The sequence below is a fragment of the Providencia rettgeri genome (assembly GCF_001874625.1).
Taxonomy (GTDB): domain Bacteria; phylum Pseudomonadota; class Gammaproteobacteria; order Enterobacterales; family Enterobacteriaceae; genus Providencia; species Providencia huashanensis.
This window is the reverse complement of the sequence record NZ_CP017672.1, coordinates 1-16949: the sequence shown is the minus strand read 5'-3', so window position 1 is coordinate 16949 and position 16949 is coordinate 1. Positions and strand designations below refer to the sequence as shown.

The window sequence follows — 16949 nt, the reverse complement described above, 5'->3', positions numbered from 1 at the left end:
ATTGCTATACCTGCATATAAGGTATGTCATAACTTCTATTAGCATTCGATGATACAGAAACAACACGCATCAGAAAATATGTCCTCAATCATAGTTCTATGCGACTAGAATTAGTGGCTATTTTTGTCTCAGTTATGATGGGGTTATTAATAGGCAAGATGATCCTCGCATAATTTAATAAAACTGCCGCCGTCTTCTAGGGGACGGTTTTATTTTTATTGTCAGCCTTAAACCACCGCCTAAGGAGGTGGCGATTGACTCTGTGAGGCTATACCCTGAAGGAAATCCATGTAAAAAAACTACCTCTTACTTACCACAAGTAAAGAGGAAATAACATGGGTTTATACAGAAGTTCATCACATGTGTATTGGCGTTGCAAATATCATCTAGTTTGGACACCTAAATATCGTTATAAGATATTGAAAGATAAAGTATGAGAAGAGCTTTATAGAACCATTTATATTCTCTGCAATATGAAAGACTGTGAAGTATTGGAGCTAAATGTTCAACCAGAGCATATTCATTTAGTTGTAATGACCCACCTAAACTATCAATATCAACACTAATGGAGTCCTGAAAGGGTGTAGTGCGATAAGGTTATATAATCGATTTCCACATATACGTAAAAAACTTTGGGGTAATCATTTTTGGGCTAGAGGATATTTTGCTTATACGGTGGGGATTAATGAAGCCATCATTAGGCGTTATGTAAGGCATCAGGATAAAGTTGTTCAAGAGCTAGACCAATAAATGGAATTGTTGGAGGATTAATAAAGAATATAGCCCCCTTATAGGAGGCCCAATTTAAAGCCACCTCTTTTAGCGGTGGTATTTTACTAAGAGGCGAATATTAATTTTGTAGAATATTTAGAGAGTGTTTCTTTTGTGTCATCCTCTAGATATTTATCCGTAATAATGTGAGTGAAGCTATCCAAAGCACCTACATGAAACAAAGATCACATCCAATATTTAAACCTATCCCAGAAGGGGTTATCAAAATGTCATAACGGGTAACTTATGAAGGGGAAGTGGACAAGGGTTCATGGTGTGCTTACAGAAAAACTAATAATAGCTGTCTTATTTTAGGCAAGATGGACAACACTAGATTCACAAAATTTCTTATATGACAAAATGTCTTTTAAAGAATAAATTTGATATTATTGTAATTAAAATTCGTCGCATAATATTCTTAAAAAGAATTAGATATTAAGCTTATCTACAAAAATTAAGAAGACATATTGCCTTCTTAATTTTTTTGGTTTGGACTAAAATAGAGAGTGTTAGTTTAATGTTACAACTAATGTGGAGCTTCCTGTATAACGATCGGGGGCAATCGTTCCTGCTGCAGATAATGTAGAAATAACATCAATATAAGTTAATATATTTTTATCTATTTTTTGACTATTATTACTTCCTGGTGAATCACTGATAGGTATATCCATACCATTTCGTTTTAACGAAAGGGTTGATGATAAGTTTGTCCCCAATTGTAATGTTGTCTCAGTAAAACTGAATGAGACAGATGCATTTTCGGTACATTTAACACCTATCTTCGCTGAGGCTTGATTACCATTCAATCGACCAGTACTGACTATTCCATGGTCAAGATTTACTGTATCACCACCTGTTGGGCCAGTGAACTGACATGACACAGGTATGGGGTCAATTGGAGTGTCTAAACATTCCAGGTTATTAGGCGGGTCGAATAAAGTATTATCTGACGAATTTAAAAGAGCAAAACAGCCAGCATAACGATAATTCTCACCGAGTCTGTTATTATGATTCCTTATCATTGCAGCTGTACCACTCGCACCAAATTTCGCGATAAAAGCCTTATATGCATCTCCCATTGTTTGCCCATTTTTAATATTTATTGTATAGAGTGAATTAATCCCCAATCCATTATACCCGCCTCTAAATCCCCATGTAGCAGTTACTCCTGTTGTGATATTAGTTTGCCTATAAACAAATCCCCATCCGCAAAGAGAACCAATAATTGCTGGACAATAAACTACACGATTCGCATCTTCATCAGAAACGCTAAATGAAGACCAAGAAATTGTGTGGATTACCTGATCAGGAGAATGTGGAGCTACTCTTAACACTGAACTTGTCACTACTGGTTTTAAATTTTCAGAGTTTGCATTTGATACAAAAAAAATTAAGCCCACAAAAATCAAAAAATATTTGGCATAGTTAAACATAATAATAACATTCCTTACTTTCACCTGATTTTTCAATAAAATCAGCATATAAATATATCCAAGAAGGATTATGACTGCCTACTGGTGTCCAATATTTTACTATTTTAATTTTATTGAATTTTTTCACCATATCGTCTATCCATAAGCAGCTAAATTACTGCGCTGTCATTTATTCATCAATACTAAATCCGCTTCAAACCACTATATAACATATAATGGTAAAACGATATTAATCTCTCCAACCATGAGTAGAATGAAAGGATACGTTACTATATGTCTGAATCCTCCAAAATGAACTAATTTTGTTGTTATACTTATTAATCATAATTTTTAATATTTGGTATTTATCTGTAACTTAACATAATAGTAAATAAAACATAAAAATTAACATTATAGAAAAGATAATCTCTTTAGTTATTTTTATAAAAAAATACTTTATTCATAATTTAATATCAAGCTAGCAGAAGTACTAGTAAATTCTCCACCATTTAAGTTTGTAGCGTACTCACTTAGCTTAGGTTTAACCGTTATCACTGGGATTGAAGTTAGTGTAAAATTAGGAGATGTACTATTCAACGCCCATTTTTTGTCATTAAGATAAAACTCAAAGCCTAACGCTGAAATTTCATTAGCTTTTAATAATGTTTTATTAAAATTCGCTGGAGTGCCTGTTAATTGCAAACTTAACGATGGTGTATTATTACTACACGTAATTTTTATTGGAACAGACAATTCATAATCGCCATTATCAATTCCTTTCTTTGTTATAGTTTTAAAGTCAACAGTTATATCATCCTTATTATCTGAACCACTAATATCACAAGTAACTGCTTGAACAGTAACAGTAACAGTAACAGGCAAAGTTCCCCTGCTACCTGGTGAAATCTCTACAGCCTGCGTTGGAGAAACCAAAAAAAATATGCAAATTCCACCGATGAATTGCTTTAATGCTCTCTCCATTTTTACGATACCTTCATATTTATTCATTTATCTACCTATTGTGAATCATATCGCTGGGAATATTTATCTCACACTATATGATTTATTCAAAATTGATAGTGTAAAATAATGTCGCAGTAAATTGACCAAGTGTAATAGAATTATTTTGTATAGCTTCAGGAGTTCCTTGAACGAAAGCATATAAAGGAACACTCATTGTTCCTGATTCTGTTAGTCTAGGTGACAATTTCTTACCAATCTGAACACGAGATAATTTATCATCCGCAATTCCTATCACAGCACCTTTTGCTTCACTACCTGTATCAAATTTTAGGTATCCATCAGGGGTAACATTTCCTGAACTACCATTAAGTGTTATTACTATAGAATTAGCTAACATAGGATCACAATCTTTTAATATTAAATTAAATTTTTTATTAACTGAGTGACCATGTAAATAGATTTGTTTATCGATTATGGAGCCCATATTAACTTCAATAGGAGTCTCATCATCAATAACGCAAGCCAGATTAACTAGAGTACCATCATAATTAACTGAAGTTGTATTATTACCCCAAGTTAAACTACTCGCTAAAAAACAACAAGCCGCTATTGTAACTAGATTTATTTTTATCATATGCCACCTTACGGGTAATTTAGTTCTAATGTCGCAGATGCTGTAAATTGACCAGCAGATAATACAGATTTACCACCTTTAACAGGAACAGAGTATAAGGGGATATCTAGTTTTCCACCTTTAGACATGACTAAAGTATATGGCTTATTTAACTCAATAACACTTCCATTATCAGAACGATATAGCCGTATACCTAATCCAGGTTTATCAGTTACTAGAGCTTGGGTATCAAACCCACTATTTTCTCCATTGTATTTCAATTCAATAGGAACATTTGCTCCTAGGGTACTATCACATGATACTTTTAATATCCAGTTTTGTTTAAATCGATTCCCATCAATTCTTTGTATACCTATTTCATTAAAATGAATATGGATTGGCGAGCCAACACCATCACTGCTATATACATCGCATGGTGGAAAATCTAATAAATTACCTGTCATATTAATTTTAACAGCATTACTCGCTATTGACGTTCCAACATTAATAAAAAATGCCATTACACTAATTATCACTGCACTAATGAAGGGCATATATTGTTTTTTTATGCATTTTTTCATCCTAGCCACCTCATTTTCAGGCTTTTGATAAAATAACCTTAATCATATAACACTATGAAATAGTGATAAAATTTTCGTGTTATCATTAATAATGATAACAAGCTGTCATCCTATTTGAATTTTATTTATGCTCACTAGCTATTAGTTTCAATTTGTAACTACGATTAGTTACTCATACTCAGCAATTAACGTTGCTGTGGCATTAAATGGTCCCGTTTTTATTACCGAAGCACCCGCATTACGGATCGGTACAACATAAAAAGAAATAGTATCGCCGACTAAAATACGAGCTCGTCGGTTAGTACTATTATTGGGAATAAACGTTCCTCGCCCTAAATTAATAAACTGGATCCCAACATCGTCATTATCGGTGCCTAAAAACTCCGTATTAAAAACTGAAGTGGTGCCCTGTATTCTTACTCTCAGTGCTGTACCATTTGCGGTATCGCCACAGTCTAATTTTAATGGTAAGCGAGTTTGATACATTGCTGTAGTTGCATTTACATTAGCAGCTTTAGTTTCCATTTTGCGAATTAGAATATCTTTAAAGTCAACATTAATAGTGTCAGCTCCTGTTGTAGAGGTAAAATCACAAGGAGGATTAAGAATCAAATTTCCTTTAAAATTAACATTTGCGCCATTATTTGCCATAACTGAAAATGCGATACTAAAGAGAATTCCTCCACAAATACCCTTTTTTTTAAATTTAATGGTTCTCATCATTAACTCACTATTTGGTTAAAATTAGCCAAAGCAGCATAAAGCTTATGGATAACTAGCTTCCAATGTAACAGTGCTTGTAAATCCACCTCCTGCGATACTATTAACCGCAACGCCAGGATTTAATAATGGATAAGCTCTTATCGTTGGACGCTGACTATTTGTAAATCGAATATCTGTATTCAACGCAAAGAAGGTCGGGCTACTACCTGATACAGTAGCAAATCGTATACCTAAATTATCATTACTTGTCTTAAGCACGTTAGAGTTGAATTTAGCACCGTCCCCCTTAAATCGAAGAGCAACGTTTGTAGCGCCATCAGCATCACACTTTAGCGTATATGGCACAGGCTGTGGAAAATTAGTACCTGTAATCGTTCTAATTACCATATCTTTAAAATCCACCTCAATTGGGCCATTACCGACACCTGAAATCTCACATGGTGGATTTAAAATTAAATTACCTTTAATATTAACTGTAACTGAATCTGCGGCTAATGTAGATGATGTAAATAGGCAACTAACGACAGTAAAAGCAATTTTAAGTAGTCCTCTATGCATCGTATATCCCTTAAGTTGATTCATTCTTTTGGTAAAATAATTAGTCATAACTCAATTGAAACCCCATAACACCATAGAACTCGCCGGGTGAAACCATGTGTTGTAAACGGATCGGAGCAACAGTATAAATCAACTCAGCCTGGCCTACTGGTAATAACTGAGGTGATGTAAAACTACCTAATTTTAATGGGTTACCGTGAATATCTTTTATCACCACACCTAATCCTGTGCCTCCACGTAATTGAAGATATCGGCCACTAGAATCTGTATCCGCTCCTGTAAATCGAATATTAACTCCTGGCTGATTAACACTCCAAGGCAACAATCCTATTTGGCGATCCCATTGGGCATTTTGTACAGCCAAACAATCCGTTAAACCAATACGTAAAGTTGCACCTCGTCCTACTACCCCAATATTAGGCAAATCACCAAGACCAACAATTCCTAAATTAATCGTCTGATCAGTACTCTCCATCTGTAATCGACAGGGACTATCTGTTAACGCACCTTTCACACGCAAAATTCCGTGTTGCCCATCCACCTTATTGTAATCTATAGCTTTAGCCTCAGATCCCAGTAACTTTTGAGCAGCAGTTGCAGGTATACTTAGGCCTATAGTCATACAACTTCCCAGTAGCCATATACATAACATGGTCGTATTCATTGATTTTCCGTTAACCACCGCGTACTCTCCTGTCATCCTACAATTAAGGTTTTGTTTTAGTCACATTACAAACATTAGCCTGACAGTTAAATTCCAATTCAGGGCGGCCACCATAATCATTGATATAAATCAGAGAAGGCTTATCACCTAATTTTGCGCTAGTAATGCCTAAACTAGCTTGCCCAAATGGAGATACCATGACTGGTGAAAAATCATTATTCTTTGTTTGATATGTCACCGAATGAGCATTAATAATTGTCACATAAAATGGTGTAGGATTTTTCACCATAGCCATTTGAGCACTTTTATCAATTGTTATTTTCTCTTGCCATGGAGAACTTTGTTCTTCAGGAATTATCGCTTTAGGGCGATAAAATAGTTTTACTCGTGTTTGTAAAGCCACTTGTAATACATTTGATTTTTCGCTTTTAGGCGGAATTTCTCGTAAATTAAAATAAAATAGAGTTTCCCTATCTTGAGGCAATGTATTAACCGCTGGTAATGCCTCTATTTTTATTTGGCTAGATTTTCCAGCTTCTATACGTTGTACTGGAGGAAGAACAACTAATGGGCTACTAACCTTTTGTCCTTTATCGTTTTCAATCCACCCTTGAGCTAAGTAAGGTAATTCTTTATTATTATTCCCAATATTTAGCGTAATAGATTTTTTATCTCCTTCAAAAATAACTCGGGTACGATCCATCGTGATACCAGCAATAGCCAGATGAGTTATAAAAACGCCAGATATAACTAGTCCTGTCCGCTGTATTGTTGTCAATTTCATCTCAAGTACCTTTTTATTTTCTAATCAGTTAATTATTCAACTCTAAAATATACTATATACCGTGTTGCTACATTTTTTTAGTTGTCTCTGAGGGAATATTTTCACATGGTAATAGTATTGATTGCTCTAAGCTTGGTAATTTCTGAGGGAAAGAAATACTACAAGCTCCTTCCACACCCCACGATACCGTCATTTTGCCCATAGGGACAATACCACTTAAATAGGTATTTCCACTATCAGCAACAATACCGGTGTTCTTACCTTCAGAATTTTTCACCTGTGCACCAAAAGGAGGAAAACTACCATTTTGTAAACGAATCACAACCATAGCTTTCGCACCAGACAATACATTGAATTTACGGTATCCAACTGCCCCTTCAGTTAAAGTTGCTTGAACTACCGACTGCTCCGCATCAACGTTATCTGGTAGATTATTTAAATCTACTTGGGCAATATTACGATAGTAACTGTTCACATTGGTTATTACTGCTTTACCAAAATGGTTTGACTTAACAGGAGCCCCAACACCTAGAATTGGCACATTAGCCGCACCATCAGTATCAACAAGTAATCTCGTACCACCTAATTCTCCCCCACGATGTAAAGCGCCGCCATCAGGAGTTAATGTTACTCCACCATTAGCAGAAAAACCTACAGCTTGATAATCACTAGTTATATAGCTAGCATTACCAGAGAGGAATACATCATCTCCTTGATAAGAAACGAATCCACTGGTTGATGTTCCTCTTCTATTCTCCCCTGCGCTTATTTGGTAGGAAAATCTATCTGTAGGGCTATTATAATAAGACGCCCTATTATTTATACCGCCTTTACGCTTATCTCTGACATCCATGGTGTAACTTATACTACTACGACTACCCCAAGGAATAGATAAAGAAAGATAAGCACTATCATCATTAACTCCCTGATTAACTTGGCGGTTTAAAGATAAAGAAGCGCTTATATTCTTAAAATCACCCAAATCAAAATATTTTGATAACATTAAATTATAATAGTTATTTTCAGGTCTATCCCAATATGTTTGGTGGTTATAACTTAAATATAGAGATAAACCAGCATCTACGAAATTTTTATTAAATGACAGAGTATATAGCTCTTTGCTACCACCAAAATGAATTCCAGATTTTTTAGACTCTAAAAAATCATTCATACTCATGAAATCTTTCTCAGAGAAGCGATATCCTGCAAACGTTACCTGACTGTTATATTCTTCAAAATTTTTCGAATAACTTAATCGATATGAACCACCATTTAAGGTTGGCTGGTCTGGTAGTTTAGATCGAGATTGAGTTATATCAAAAGACAACGCACCTAATGCTAGCAAATCTCTACCTAAGCCAACTGATAATGCTTGATAACGCTGGCTACCTAAAAAACCACCAAATAATGACCATCCATTTGCTATCCCCCATGAAAATTCACCTGAAGCAAAATTTTCACCCTGACTATGGCGTTCATAATCAGTTGGTTGTCCTACCGCAAGTTTATATTGAACTTGCCCTGGGCGAGTTAAGAATGGTAAGTTAGCAGTATCAACATTAAATTCTTGAGTTGTTCCATCTTGCTCTGCGACAGTTACATTTAGAGTCCCACTAAGAGCATCCGAAAGATCTTGAATGCGGAAAGGACCTTGCGGTACTTGTGCTTCATAAATAACACGACCTTGCTGACGAACTGTCACGGTGGCATTTGTTCTTGCCGTACCTGTAATTTCTGGAGCATACCCTCTTAGATTTGGAGGAACCATATTTAAATCAGTACGAATTGCAGCCCCAATAAATCGAAATGAATCAAAAACTCCTGAATCAAAATAATCTTCACCTAACGTTAATTTAGCTTTTAAAGCGGTTAAAGCACGATAGGCATAGAAACGATTCCATGTCATATCGGTATTTGATTGACTATTTTTTCCCGTAATATGGCTAGATTCAGCTTGCCAATCACCACGAAAACGCCAAGCCCCTAAATTAATGCCAGCAACCCCATTTCCGGATAATATATAGGTTTTTTGGTTGACTTTTTTCGTGTCCATTATACTACCATTTAAGTTATAATCGAACAGGAATGCATTAACTCCATTATCCCACCGAGAAGGAGGATCCCAATCTGGAGAACTATATTCTAAATAAGCTTGTGGTATATTAATCAATAAAGATGATGTAGCTAAATCACCAGTAAGTGTAACTCCAGGTAAATTTGAAGGATCCCAACATTTATCTTTATTTTCTAAATTTGACCATTTTAAATCTTTAACAGATGAAGAATTAAAGCCGATTAAATCTACTATATCTGGAGATATACATACACGACTTCCGGTTTCACTTTCTTTATCTTCAATAAATGGAACAGAATATTCACCGATGCTATATTGATTGACTTTAACTTCTAAAGTATAAGTCCCGGGCATAATATGTCCGGCTCGAGAAAATTGTTCTAAATTAATATTTTCTTTGTCTTCAATATCTAATACATCCATATTAAATATAATATCTTTTGCAAATACATGAGGAGTAACACTGCTATAAAATGCAGCAGCTATTAGTATATGCAAAGAACAATAACGCCAACGCGTAATAGAATTAAAAGACATAAAAAATCCTTGTTCAAAACAACTTGCTAAATAGCAATGGTTTTATTTTTATTATCAGTAGTAATCCAATTTAAAGCTGAGAATACTTTGAAAGTTCCCAGGAATAAATGTTGAATGATCACTTATCATACGTAACCCATAATTAAGTAACCTATCTCCTTGAGATATACCTCCAAGGGATATAGGTTGATTGGGTATTACCCATTGCCCTTTTTCATCTTCTAATCTGAGCGCTATACCAGATACATCACCAAAAACTAAGAAATTATTATTTTCTGAAGGACCAGAGAAGGTTATTGAAAATGTATTCCATGGTTCACCTGATAGTGATGATATTCTACAATCTATAACCTTTATGCTAAAAGGATGGCGCGTTCCCTGCCCAAATTGTTTCAAAACACTTATTGGCTCCACGCCTAAATCAATACTTTGATCGATTGATTCCATCGCAATGGCGCAAGGGGTTTCTAAGATACTACCATTCATGGTAAGGATCCCTTTAAGTTCAGCACTTACCGCTGATATTGATATACTTAAATATAACCCCAATATTTGAAACACAAGCTTCATGCCATATTCCTTATACATAACAGGTGGGAGAGAGCTATCTTTCCCCACCTCACAAATAACTTATTAGTTGTATGTTAAAACAAAGTTAGTTGCTGCAGTAAATACGCCTGGAGTTACAGCTGTACCTTTAACACCTTGTAGGCCTGCTTGGAAACTCAATGTATTATTACCAGTAACAAAGTTTTGAGTTGTAGAACTATTAATTTTGATAGTGTCACCTGAATCATTCATCAATTTAACACCCGCGCCAGCGCCGGTACCTGTAATTGAGATTAAACCAGTGTCATTCCACTCAGTTCCATAAAAACTTACATTAACAGTATTGTTATAAGTTTTCTCTATATCATTACCTTGAGCATCTTTTTCTGTATATGTCGCATTTAGGTTACAACCTTCTAATCTAATATTGAAAGGTTGAGCTGAAGACATACCGCCATTTTCAAGAGTTACATTAGATATTTGACCTAATGGTACTTCTTGGCTTTCATCACCAGGTGCAATTGAACATGGAGCTGTTATAATTGAGCCAGTAAATGTAACTTTTCCTTTACCAGCATCTGCAGCAAATACGGATGAACTCATCGCTGCACCACAAATCAGAGTTGCAAGAATTACTTTTTTCATATTATAAACCTTTATATATTTATATAATAATACTCTCGCTCTATAGAGCTGAGATAATTTAAATAAAATAGAGAAGAATTATCTATTTTCACCCTAATTTATTTTCCAATTACAGCCAATTACCCTGAAATTAGGATTTCAGTAGTAATTGGAAAAAAAATAAGTTCACAACAAAAAAACACCATTAATAATTTAAGTGAATTTACTTAACCGAGAATAAAGTGTTCACCAAGTGAATCCTCATTTTTAATAACATCCCATAAAAATTCATCCCAGGTTTTATCTAGTATTTTTAAGATCAGGTTTAATCGATTAACATCAATGGATGTAATCCCATTCTCGTACCGAGAAACTTGCTGCTGACTAACATTTAATAACTTACCTAATTGATATCCTGTTAATGATTTATTTACCCTTGCTTTTTTTATAAAAAATCCAATTTTTTTCTGTATTGAAATCTCATCAATATCACTCATAATAACTCCTAACTTTTATTAGCTCTTGGCTTGAGACTTAAAATAAAACAACTAAATGAAGTGAGAAACTCGTAGAATAAGTAAAAAAACACCAACAAAGAGTTAATAATCCGCTTTATGAATAATACATCCTTTTAATGCATACTTTTCTATGTTTAAAATTTCATTACAACGCTGAATAAGAGTAATAGTAGATTTAATCACTAATGGTGTAAAATTAAAATGACCTATCAATAGACGGAAAACAATAGGTAAAACAAATTAAAAATCAAGAATATTCACTTATTTATTTTTATTTTCTTTATTTTTCATACATATAATTTGTATTTAAATATTAATATATTTTATGCACTCACAAAAAAAGTAGAATTTTAAATATAATTACCCAGTATTTATTTTCATTTCGTTACAAATAATATTATTAGTGAAACAATTAACATGTATTAGCATGGCAATTAGTACTAATAATATTAGTTTATTTCATAAGGAATTAACTTTATAACTGTACTTTCAATATTACCTCTTTCATAATTAATTATTACACACTTTTACTAATTTAATTGAATATTACAAAATATTACTATTTTAACCATATCCCACATATTTTTAACATTATAGTAATAAACTATTTTTCACCATAATCATTATGTATGAATATAAATACGCCTTTGGCGTGAGCGTCGCGGCAGAGCCACTCTATTTCTAGGCAGCTCCTTTCTCCTCTTTTATACTTTGCGTTATGTATATTCCCAGACCTGCAAAACTATTATTTAAATATGACGATACATGGAACCGCTTTATCGATAATAACCAACTCTTTCGCAGTACAACACGAGCTATGCTAAAACACGCTCGATGCCTTGGACTCAAGGCCGGTATCTTTTGCGCTCTCCACACCTACGGCCGCCAACTCAATCAACACCCGCACATTCATTTATCAGTCACCCGAAACGATCTCACCAAGTACAGCATTTGGAAGCCGATTTTCTTTAAAAAGAAAGATATCGAAAAGGTCTGGCATAGTGTCGTCATTCGACTCCTTCGAGACAGCTATTTTCAGTTACAACCCAATAAATTGCCTAGTTTCGGCCATATTCGAAATTACCCAACATGGGAGCGTTACCTCAATGTCCAGTTTCAACGTTATTGAAAAGTGTATTTTGCCAAAAAGACCCGAGGGGCTTGGCACAATGTGAAATATCTGGGGCGTTACCTTAAACGTCCCCCTATTTCGGCTTCTCAGTTGAAACACTACAGCGGGAGTGCCGTAGTTCATCACTATTACGATCACCACAGCCAACAATACCGACGACAGACTTTAACCCAAGAAGATATGATACGACGTTATGTCAGTCATATCCCAGCGCGACATTTTAAGATGATCCGTTATTACGGTTTTTTAGCTAATTGTAAACGCGGGAGTTTATTACCGAAGGTGTATGATGCATTAGACATGATACATCCTAATGTTCCTGAAAAACCGGGCTTTGCGGCACTGATGAAAGGATTTTTAAACACGGAGCCGTACCAATGTATTTTATGTGGAAACCGACTGCGATTTATGAGTGCAGAAAAAGGCATACACGCGGCCACTTTGCTGTCAGAAAGGCGGGATAAAATGGCTAAAAAACGATGGTTACAAACGGCAGCCTAGGATCAGTGTGCCTAAAATTTCAGTTTTTGGCTAAAAATAGCGCAATTACACATTATCATGGTTAAGTTTAAATACGATATAGAGACCATTTAATAGACTCTGCTACCAAACATAGCCTTATAGGCTCGTTAAATCGTTCATCCAGTTTCCTAACCATGAACTTAATTGGAAATTATGAATTTTATCGAAAGGATAAAATCATTAATATTCATAAAGTTATAGATAAACTTATTGCTAGTTTTGAAATTGATTTTTTGAGTGAATGCCTTGAGTGACAAGGGATTGCAGAGAAGTGTCGGACAAACCGTTCTTTAAGTCAAAAGACCCCGTTATGAAAAATCGCAAAGCATCGCTAAACTCATTGAGTTAGCGACGTTTGCGTTAAGCACAAAAATGACAAAGGAATAGGGTGATACTACTGAAGGGAAATGAGCTCTTCGCGGCTTAAACCGGTACTTTCAATGATAAGATCAAGGCTAACACCGTTCTTGAGCAAGCTACGAGCCATTGTAATTTTAGCCTCTCGCATGCCTTTCTCAATACCTTGCTCAATGCCTTTCTCTAGGCCTTTTTCCCAGCCGATTTTCTCGCCTTTATCTTGTAAGCGTTGTGCAATATTCATAATTGCCTCCTTGTGCCTTTCTGCCTGTTCACTCAATTGCTCGACAATATGTTCAAAGTTGGGGGAGTCCAGTGCAATGAACAGATAATTGAGGATAGTGATGATGTCGTTATCATCATTATACTGTTGATTCATCGCTTGCGCCAATAGCGGGATAACACGGTCAAACTCATCCCGTAAATATTTGTGCTTCATCGCCAGTTCCATCACGGCCACTTTGCGATGATTCACCAACTCATTATCATCAATCACTGTCACATCAACCAACGGGAACGGTTGGGTATACAATTTATTGGCCATATCCTGTAACGGAAAGCAATCGGTCCACAATTGAGAATAGGGGTAGGGTGAACGACCACCGTGATAAAACAGCACTGGCACCACTAACGGTAACGTTTTATGACCTTGCTGAAGGTGCTGATTCATGGCTAAGAAAGCATAGTGCATGAGTCTCCAGGCCATGAGTTTATCGGGCGTCGACTGGTGCTCGACGAGAAGGTAAATATACCCTTCACCTTCGGTGGTTTGCACCGAATAGAGCACATCGGATAATCGAGATCGCAACTGTTTGTCGATAAACGAGGAATTTGTGAGTGCCAACGTACTGAAATCACACAACGCTTTAATATGCTCAGGTAGATGAATGTCAAAAAAATCTTTTGCGCTGTCAACCTGCGTCATAAACCCTTTAAAAGCCGCATCATGTGCCGTCGGCGTGTGCTTAGGTTTCATTATTCGGTCACTCACTCTTCACTAAAGACTGTGCATCATAACGCAGAATCGATTTTCTGTCCGTTTTTCAAATGTTTTTTATCTTTTCGGGGTTCCACGCCGGAACCGCCGAAATTTACGAAATGCTTAATTTTGGTGGTTAGAGAGTTTTGTACGTAAGACCGAGGTTAACCGGACAGTAAAAAAGTAGCTGTTTCTTGCAAAAAAAATCTGATTACTACGTTTCATATGCTTGGTACGTATTAATTCTCATTGATGGGACCTTAATCGTACATCCTAATAATGATAAATATGTATAAAAAAAATCAAATAAATGGTATCGGAATTTCCGGCGGTTCCGGTGCAGAACCCCAAATAAAACTTTTCAGCTCAACTGTAACAGGGGAAGTGATTTTTTTGTCATGCGGGTCGTGATTGTTGTTTAACCAGTTTTTGAATGCGTTTTAACGTATCGGCCACATCCGATTCCGTGACAGCCCCGTTAGGCTGACCATCATTATCATAGCGTACTGCACCAGGCATAATCGTGGTGCGGTATTTGACACTGTGACTAATGGCCGCGAGGCTGCGTTTCAGTTTTTTAGTCGAAATAGGCAGTTCACGGACTTTTTTGTCCGCAAGTAAGGCCTCTCGTGTCCCCACTGCCATCGGTCGAAGTTGTCCATCGGGAAAGAGTTGTGGCCAATAGGCTGAAATATTGGCAATCGCCTCTTCTAATGGTAGATGTTGCTTTGGCGGCGTCGGCGGAACGACTACCACTTTCTGTTTTTGCGCAGGCGGAGAGGTCACTTTTTTAAGGCGTTGAGTTGGTGTTGTTTTGACGGTTTTTTTGGCTTTACGCTGTGTATTAACCACCATTTTTTTACGACGAGGCGAAATAACAGGCGTTGTACTTTCTTCAACGTTTTCTGTTGTCGCCCGCTTTAAGGTTAATTTTTTGCGTTCCATACATCCTCACACCGAAATCACGTTTAGCGTCAATACATTAGTGGCAGACTATCACGAAATTTAACCGAAATCACTCGCCCGAAGGGCTGTAGACGGCAAAAAAGGTGACAGAGGGACAATGAAGGTGAGGGCCGTCGAGACCCGCGGGAGCGGTTGCGAGCTGTTTAATGCCCCAATCTCCCCCTTGCCCTGATTGAGCCGACTGATATTAACACCGTTATTTTGCTTGTTTGACTCTTTGAAAAACGCAGTGAGACGGGCGAGAGGCGACGCCTCGATGAACGGCTGTAGCTGCGCGTTAAGGTGGCCATCGGCCAGCTTTACGGGGGCAATGGCACGATGTTGACACAGTAATCTGAGCGACAGCCATTTATGGCTTGTAAGCGAAGGCTTTATTGGGTCTATCTCTTTAGAGTGTGCGGCTTGAATAAGCAGAGCCGCAACTCCTTTTATTAAAAAGGACGTTTAGTTCAGAACCTAAAAACGAATTTAACCATAAAATATCAATACTATTCGAAGTTAATTGCAGAGAACAAACGCATTCGAAGTTAGTTGGTTAAATAAAGAGCGAAATTTTTCGCTCTGCCATCATAGATATGAATGGGGAGATTGAGATAACGATTTTTCTGTTTAAAAACAGGCTGCCCAGATTTAAAACGAACGAAACCACCGCCAGTCAAGGCGGTAAATTTAGGGGGGATGAATTAGGAGTCGGGCAAGTGTTCCAGGTAATGCAGGTAAAGTGCCTGCCCTTGGACGCTCGGGTACAAGGTCTTCATTTTACGCTCAAAGGCCATAACCGTCGCTATCGGCTGTGTCACCTTCCACGCTTCAAAATGTCGCCATGCAGCATGTTCGGCGCTTTCTGGCGCTTCCAAACTTTTGGCTAACGCTTTCTTTTCCTTCAGCGCTTTAGCTAAATGTTTCTTTTCTTGTTTGAGCGCTTCATCTTTACCAACCACGAGGGTTTTAAGCTTGTTGAGCAGATTGCGAAGTTTGTGCTTAGTGTCGAGTGACGCCACATTCGCACGGGCAAGCCGTAAGACATGTTGGGCGTAGCGTTTTTGATAGCTCTCTTTTAATCCCTTTTTTTCCATCCAACGGCTAAAACTAGACACCACTTCGCGCAACTCTAACGCAGAAAACCCGAGTCCATGGAAAAATTCAGGCCGTATCCAAATCCGCATGGCTTTGTATTGTTTGGCCTCGATATCAAAATCGCGGTCAATGACAATCAGATTAGCTTGTTCCCAATCGCGCAAAGCATGGAGGATGGGGTCATAACTTTTACGACCACTGTCATAGCGATACAGTTGGCCACACAACTCCGCCAACTTCTCTACGGAGCACATTACTTCGAACAACGCATCACTTTCAGGGTTGTAATCCGCATAGGCAATCATGGCCATTGCTAACGCATCAAAGGTTTCGCGACGCTCTGAACGCACGGATATCCGTTGCTTTCGGCTGTAGCGCAGTTGGTAAATATGGGGGTTTCGGTTCCAATCATGCCGTTTTAACGCGGCCGCAAAACGACGCACAGGCACTAATTTAGGTAATTGTCCTAAAAATTTTGGCACATAATGCCGATGAATTTTACCGACAGAACAAGGAATTGCAGGATTTGATATAGCATTATTCAT

The 16949-nt window shown here is 36.9% G+C and carries 15 protein-coding genes and 3 pseudogenes; 3 read left to right on the top strand and 15 right to left on the bottom strand.

All coding sequences use genetic code 11. The features are described 5' to 3' along the window. Positions 1-38: 38 nt before the first annotated feature. Positions 39-173 (top strand): annotated as a pseudogene (locus RB151_RS23250) (C4-dicarboxylate ABC transporter); the annotation flags it as partial. 162 nt (positions 174-335) lie between these two features. Then, positions 336-750: pseudogene (gene tnpA, locus RB151_RS22355) on the top strand (IS200/IS605 family transposase). A 530-nt stretch (positions 751-1280) separates the two neighbouring features. On the opposite strand, the gene RB151_RS22350 reads toward tnpA, so the two are convergent. The 12 genes from RB151_RS22350 to RB151_RS22295 form a co-directional block, all read right to left on the bottom strand. Then, a complete protein-coding gene (locus tag RB151_RS22350; protein WP_141240692.1) occupies positions 1281-2252 on the bottom strand; it encodes a hypothetical protein in 972 nt (323 codons plus the stop codon). A gap of 387 nt (positions 2253-2639) precedes the next feature. Beyond that, positions 2640-3191, bottom strand: a complete 552-nt coding sequence (locus tag RB151_RS22345) for a fimbrial protein (protein ID WP_071548904.1) — start codon at positions 3189-3191, stop codon at positions 2640-2642. A 55-nt stretch (positions 3192-3246) separates the two neighbouring features. Next, complete coding sequence (locus tag RB151_RS22340) at positions 3247-3780, bottom strand: fimbrial protein (protein ID WP_071548903.1); 534 nt, start codon at positions 3778-3780, stop codon at positions 3247-3249. Positions 3781-3788: 8 nt separating this feature from the next. After that, positions 3789-4340, bottom strand: a complete 552-nt coding sequence (locus RB151_RS22335; RefSeq protein ID WP_081363993.1) for a fimbrial protein — start codon at positions 4338-4340, stop codon at positions 3789-3791. A gap of 168 nt (positions 4341-4508) precedes the next feature. Beyond that, positions 4509-5063, bottom strand: coding sequence for a fimbrial protein (locus RB151_RS22330; RefSeq protein WP_071548902.1), 555 nt, complete (start codon positions 5061-5063; stop codon positions 4509-4511). 42 nt (positions 5064-5105) lie between these two features. After that, on the bottom strand, positions 5106-5645 hold the full coding sequence (locus RB151_RS22325) for a fimbrial protein (RefSeq protein WP_237071597.1): 540 nt from the start codon (positions 5643-5645) through the stop codon (positions 5106-5108). A 16-nt stretch (positions 5646-5661) separates the two neighbouring features. After that, positions 5662-6243 carry a fimbrial protein gene (locus RB151_RS22320; protein ID WP_071548900.1) on the bottom strand — a complete coding sequence of 194 codons (582 nt, stop codon included), beginning with the start codon at positions 6241-6243 and terminating at the stop codon, positions 5662-5664. Between the two features lie 85 nt (positions 6244-6328). Continuing rightward, a complete protein-coding gene (locus tag RB151_RS22315) occupies positions 6329-7069 on the bottom strand; it encodes a fimbria/pilus periplasmic chaperone (protein ID WP_071548899.1) in 741 nt (246 codons plus the stop codon). Between the two features lie 67 nt (positions 7070-7136). Next, positions 7137-9680: an outer membrane usher protein gene (locus tag RB151_RS22310; RefSeq protein WP_071548898.1), complete on the bottom strand. Its 2544-nt coding sequence runs from the start codon at positions 9678-9680 to the stop codon at positions 7137-7139. A 54-nt stretch (positions 9681-9734) separates the two neighbouring features. Further along, entirely contained in the window at positions 9735-10250 is a 516-nt protein-coding gene (locus RB151_RS22305; RefSeq protein WP_071548897.1) for a fimbrial protein, read from the bottom strand. 63 nt (positions 10251-10313) lie between these two features. After that, positions 10314-10874, bottom strand: coding sequence for a fimbrial protein (locus tag RB151_RS22300; protein WP_071548896.1), 561 nt, complete (start codon positions 10872-10874; stop codon positions 10314-10316). 206 nt (positions 10875-11080) lie between these two features. Next, entirely contained in the window at positions 11081-11350 is a 270-nt protein-coding gene (locus RB151_RS22295) for a helix-turn-helix domain-containing protein (RefSeq protein WP_071548895.1), read from the bottom strand. A 787-nt stretch (positions 11351-12137) separates the two neighbouring features. Here RB151_RS22295 and RB151_RS23005 point away from each other — a divergent pair. Beyond that, positions 12138-13004: pseudogene (locus RB151_RS23005) on the top strand (IS91 family transposase); the annotation flags it as partial. A 415-nt stretch (positions 13005-13419) separates the two neighbouring features. Here the strand turns inward: RB151_RS23005 and RB151_RS22280 are convergent. The 3 genes from RB151_RS22280 to RB151_RS22270 all read right to left on the bottom strand — a co-directional run bounded on the left by RB151_RS22280 (position 13420) and on the right by RB151_RS22270 (position 16949). After that, positions 13420-14358 (bottom strand): Rpn family recombination-promoting nuclease/putative transposase, encoded by a 939-nt coding sequence (locus RB151_RS22280; RefSeq protein ID WP_071548892.1) that lies wholly within the window; start codon positions 14356-14358, stop codon positions 13420-13422. Positions 14359-14757: 399 nt separating this feature from the next. After that, positions 14758-15306 carry a ProQ/FINO family protein gene (locus tag RB151_RS22275; protein WP_071548891.1) on the bottom strand — a complete coding sequence of 183 codons (549 nt, stop codon included), beginning with the start codon at positions 15304-15306 and terminating at the stop codon, positions 14758-14760. Between the two features lie 704 nt (positions 15307-16010). Next, positions 16011-16949 (bottom strand): RepA family replication protein, encoded by a 939-nt coding sequence (locus RB151_RS22270; RefSeq protein WP_071548890.1) that lies wholly within the window; start codon positions 16947-16949, stop codon positions 16011-16013.

Excerpts from the sequence above, each read along its gene's own strand:
- RB151_RS22315 (WP_071548899.1), bottom strand. The coding sequence starts at position 7,069 with ATGAAATTGACAACAATACAGCGGACAGGACTAGTTATATCTGGCGTT.
- RB151_RS22310 (WP_071548898.1), bottom strand. The coding sequence starts at position 9,680 with ATGTCTTTTAATTCTATTACGCGTTGGCGTTATTGTTCTTTGCATATA.
- RB151_RS22340 (WP_071548903.1), bottom strand. The coding sequence starts at position 3,780 with ATGATAAAAATAAATCTAGTTACAATAGCGGCTTGTTGTTTTTTAGCG.
- RB151_RS22270 (WP_071548890.1), bottom strand. The coding sequence starts at position 16,949 with ATGAATAATGCTATATCAAATCCTGCAATTCCTTGTTCTGTCGGTAAA.
- RB151_RS22300 (WP_071548896.1), bottom strand. The coding sequence starts at position 10,874 with ATGAAAAAAGTAATTCTTGCAACTCTGATTTGTGGTGCAGCGATGAGT.
- RB151_RS22350 (WP_141240692.1), bottom strand. The coding sequence starts at position 2,252 with ATGCTGATTTTATTGAAAAATCAGGTGAAAGTAAGGAATGTTATTATT.
- RB151_RS22275 (WP_071548891.1), bottom strand. The coding sequence starts at position 15,306 with ATGGAACGCAAAAAATTAACCTTAAAGCGGGCGACAACAGAAAACGTT.
- RB151_RS22280 (WP_071548892.1), bottom strand. The coding sequence starts at position 14,358 with ATGAAACCTAAGCACACGCCGACGGCACATGATGCGGCTTTTAAAGGG.
- RB151_RS22335 (WP_081363993.1), bottom strand. The coding sequence starts at position 4,340 with ATGAAAAAATGCATAAAAAAACAATATATGCCCTTCATTAGTGCAGTG.
- RB151_RS22305 (WP_071548897.1), bottom strand. The coding sequence starts at position 10,250 with ATGAAGCTTGTGTTTCAAATATTGGGGTTATATTTAAGTATATCAATA.
- RB151_RS22295 (WP_071548895.1), bottom strand. The coding sequence starts at position 11,350 with ATGAGTGATATTGATGAGATTTCAATACAGAAAAAAATTGGATTTTTT.
- RB151_RS22320 (WP_071548900.1), bottom strand. The coding sequence starts at position 6,243 with ATGACTATAGGCCTAAGTATACCTGCAACTGCTGCTCAAAAGTTACTG.
- RB151_RS22345 (WP_071548904.1), bottom strand. The coding sequence starts at position 3,191 with ATGAATAAATATGAAGGTATCGTAAAAATGGAGAGAGCATTAAAGCAA.
- RB151_RS22330 (WP_071548902.1), bottom strand. The coding sequence starts at position 5,063 with ATGATGAGAACCATTAAATTTAAAAAAAAGGGTATTTGTGGAGGAATT.
- RB151_RS22325 (WP_237071597.1), bottom strand. The coding sequence starts at position 5,645 with ATGAATCAACTTAAGGGATATACGATGCATAGAGGACTACTTAAAATT.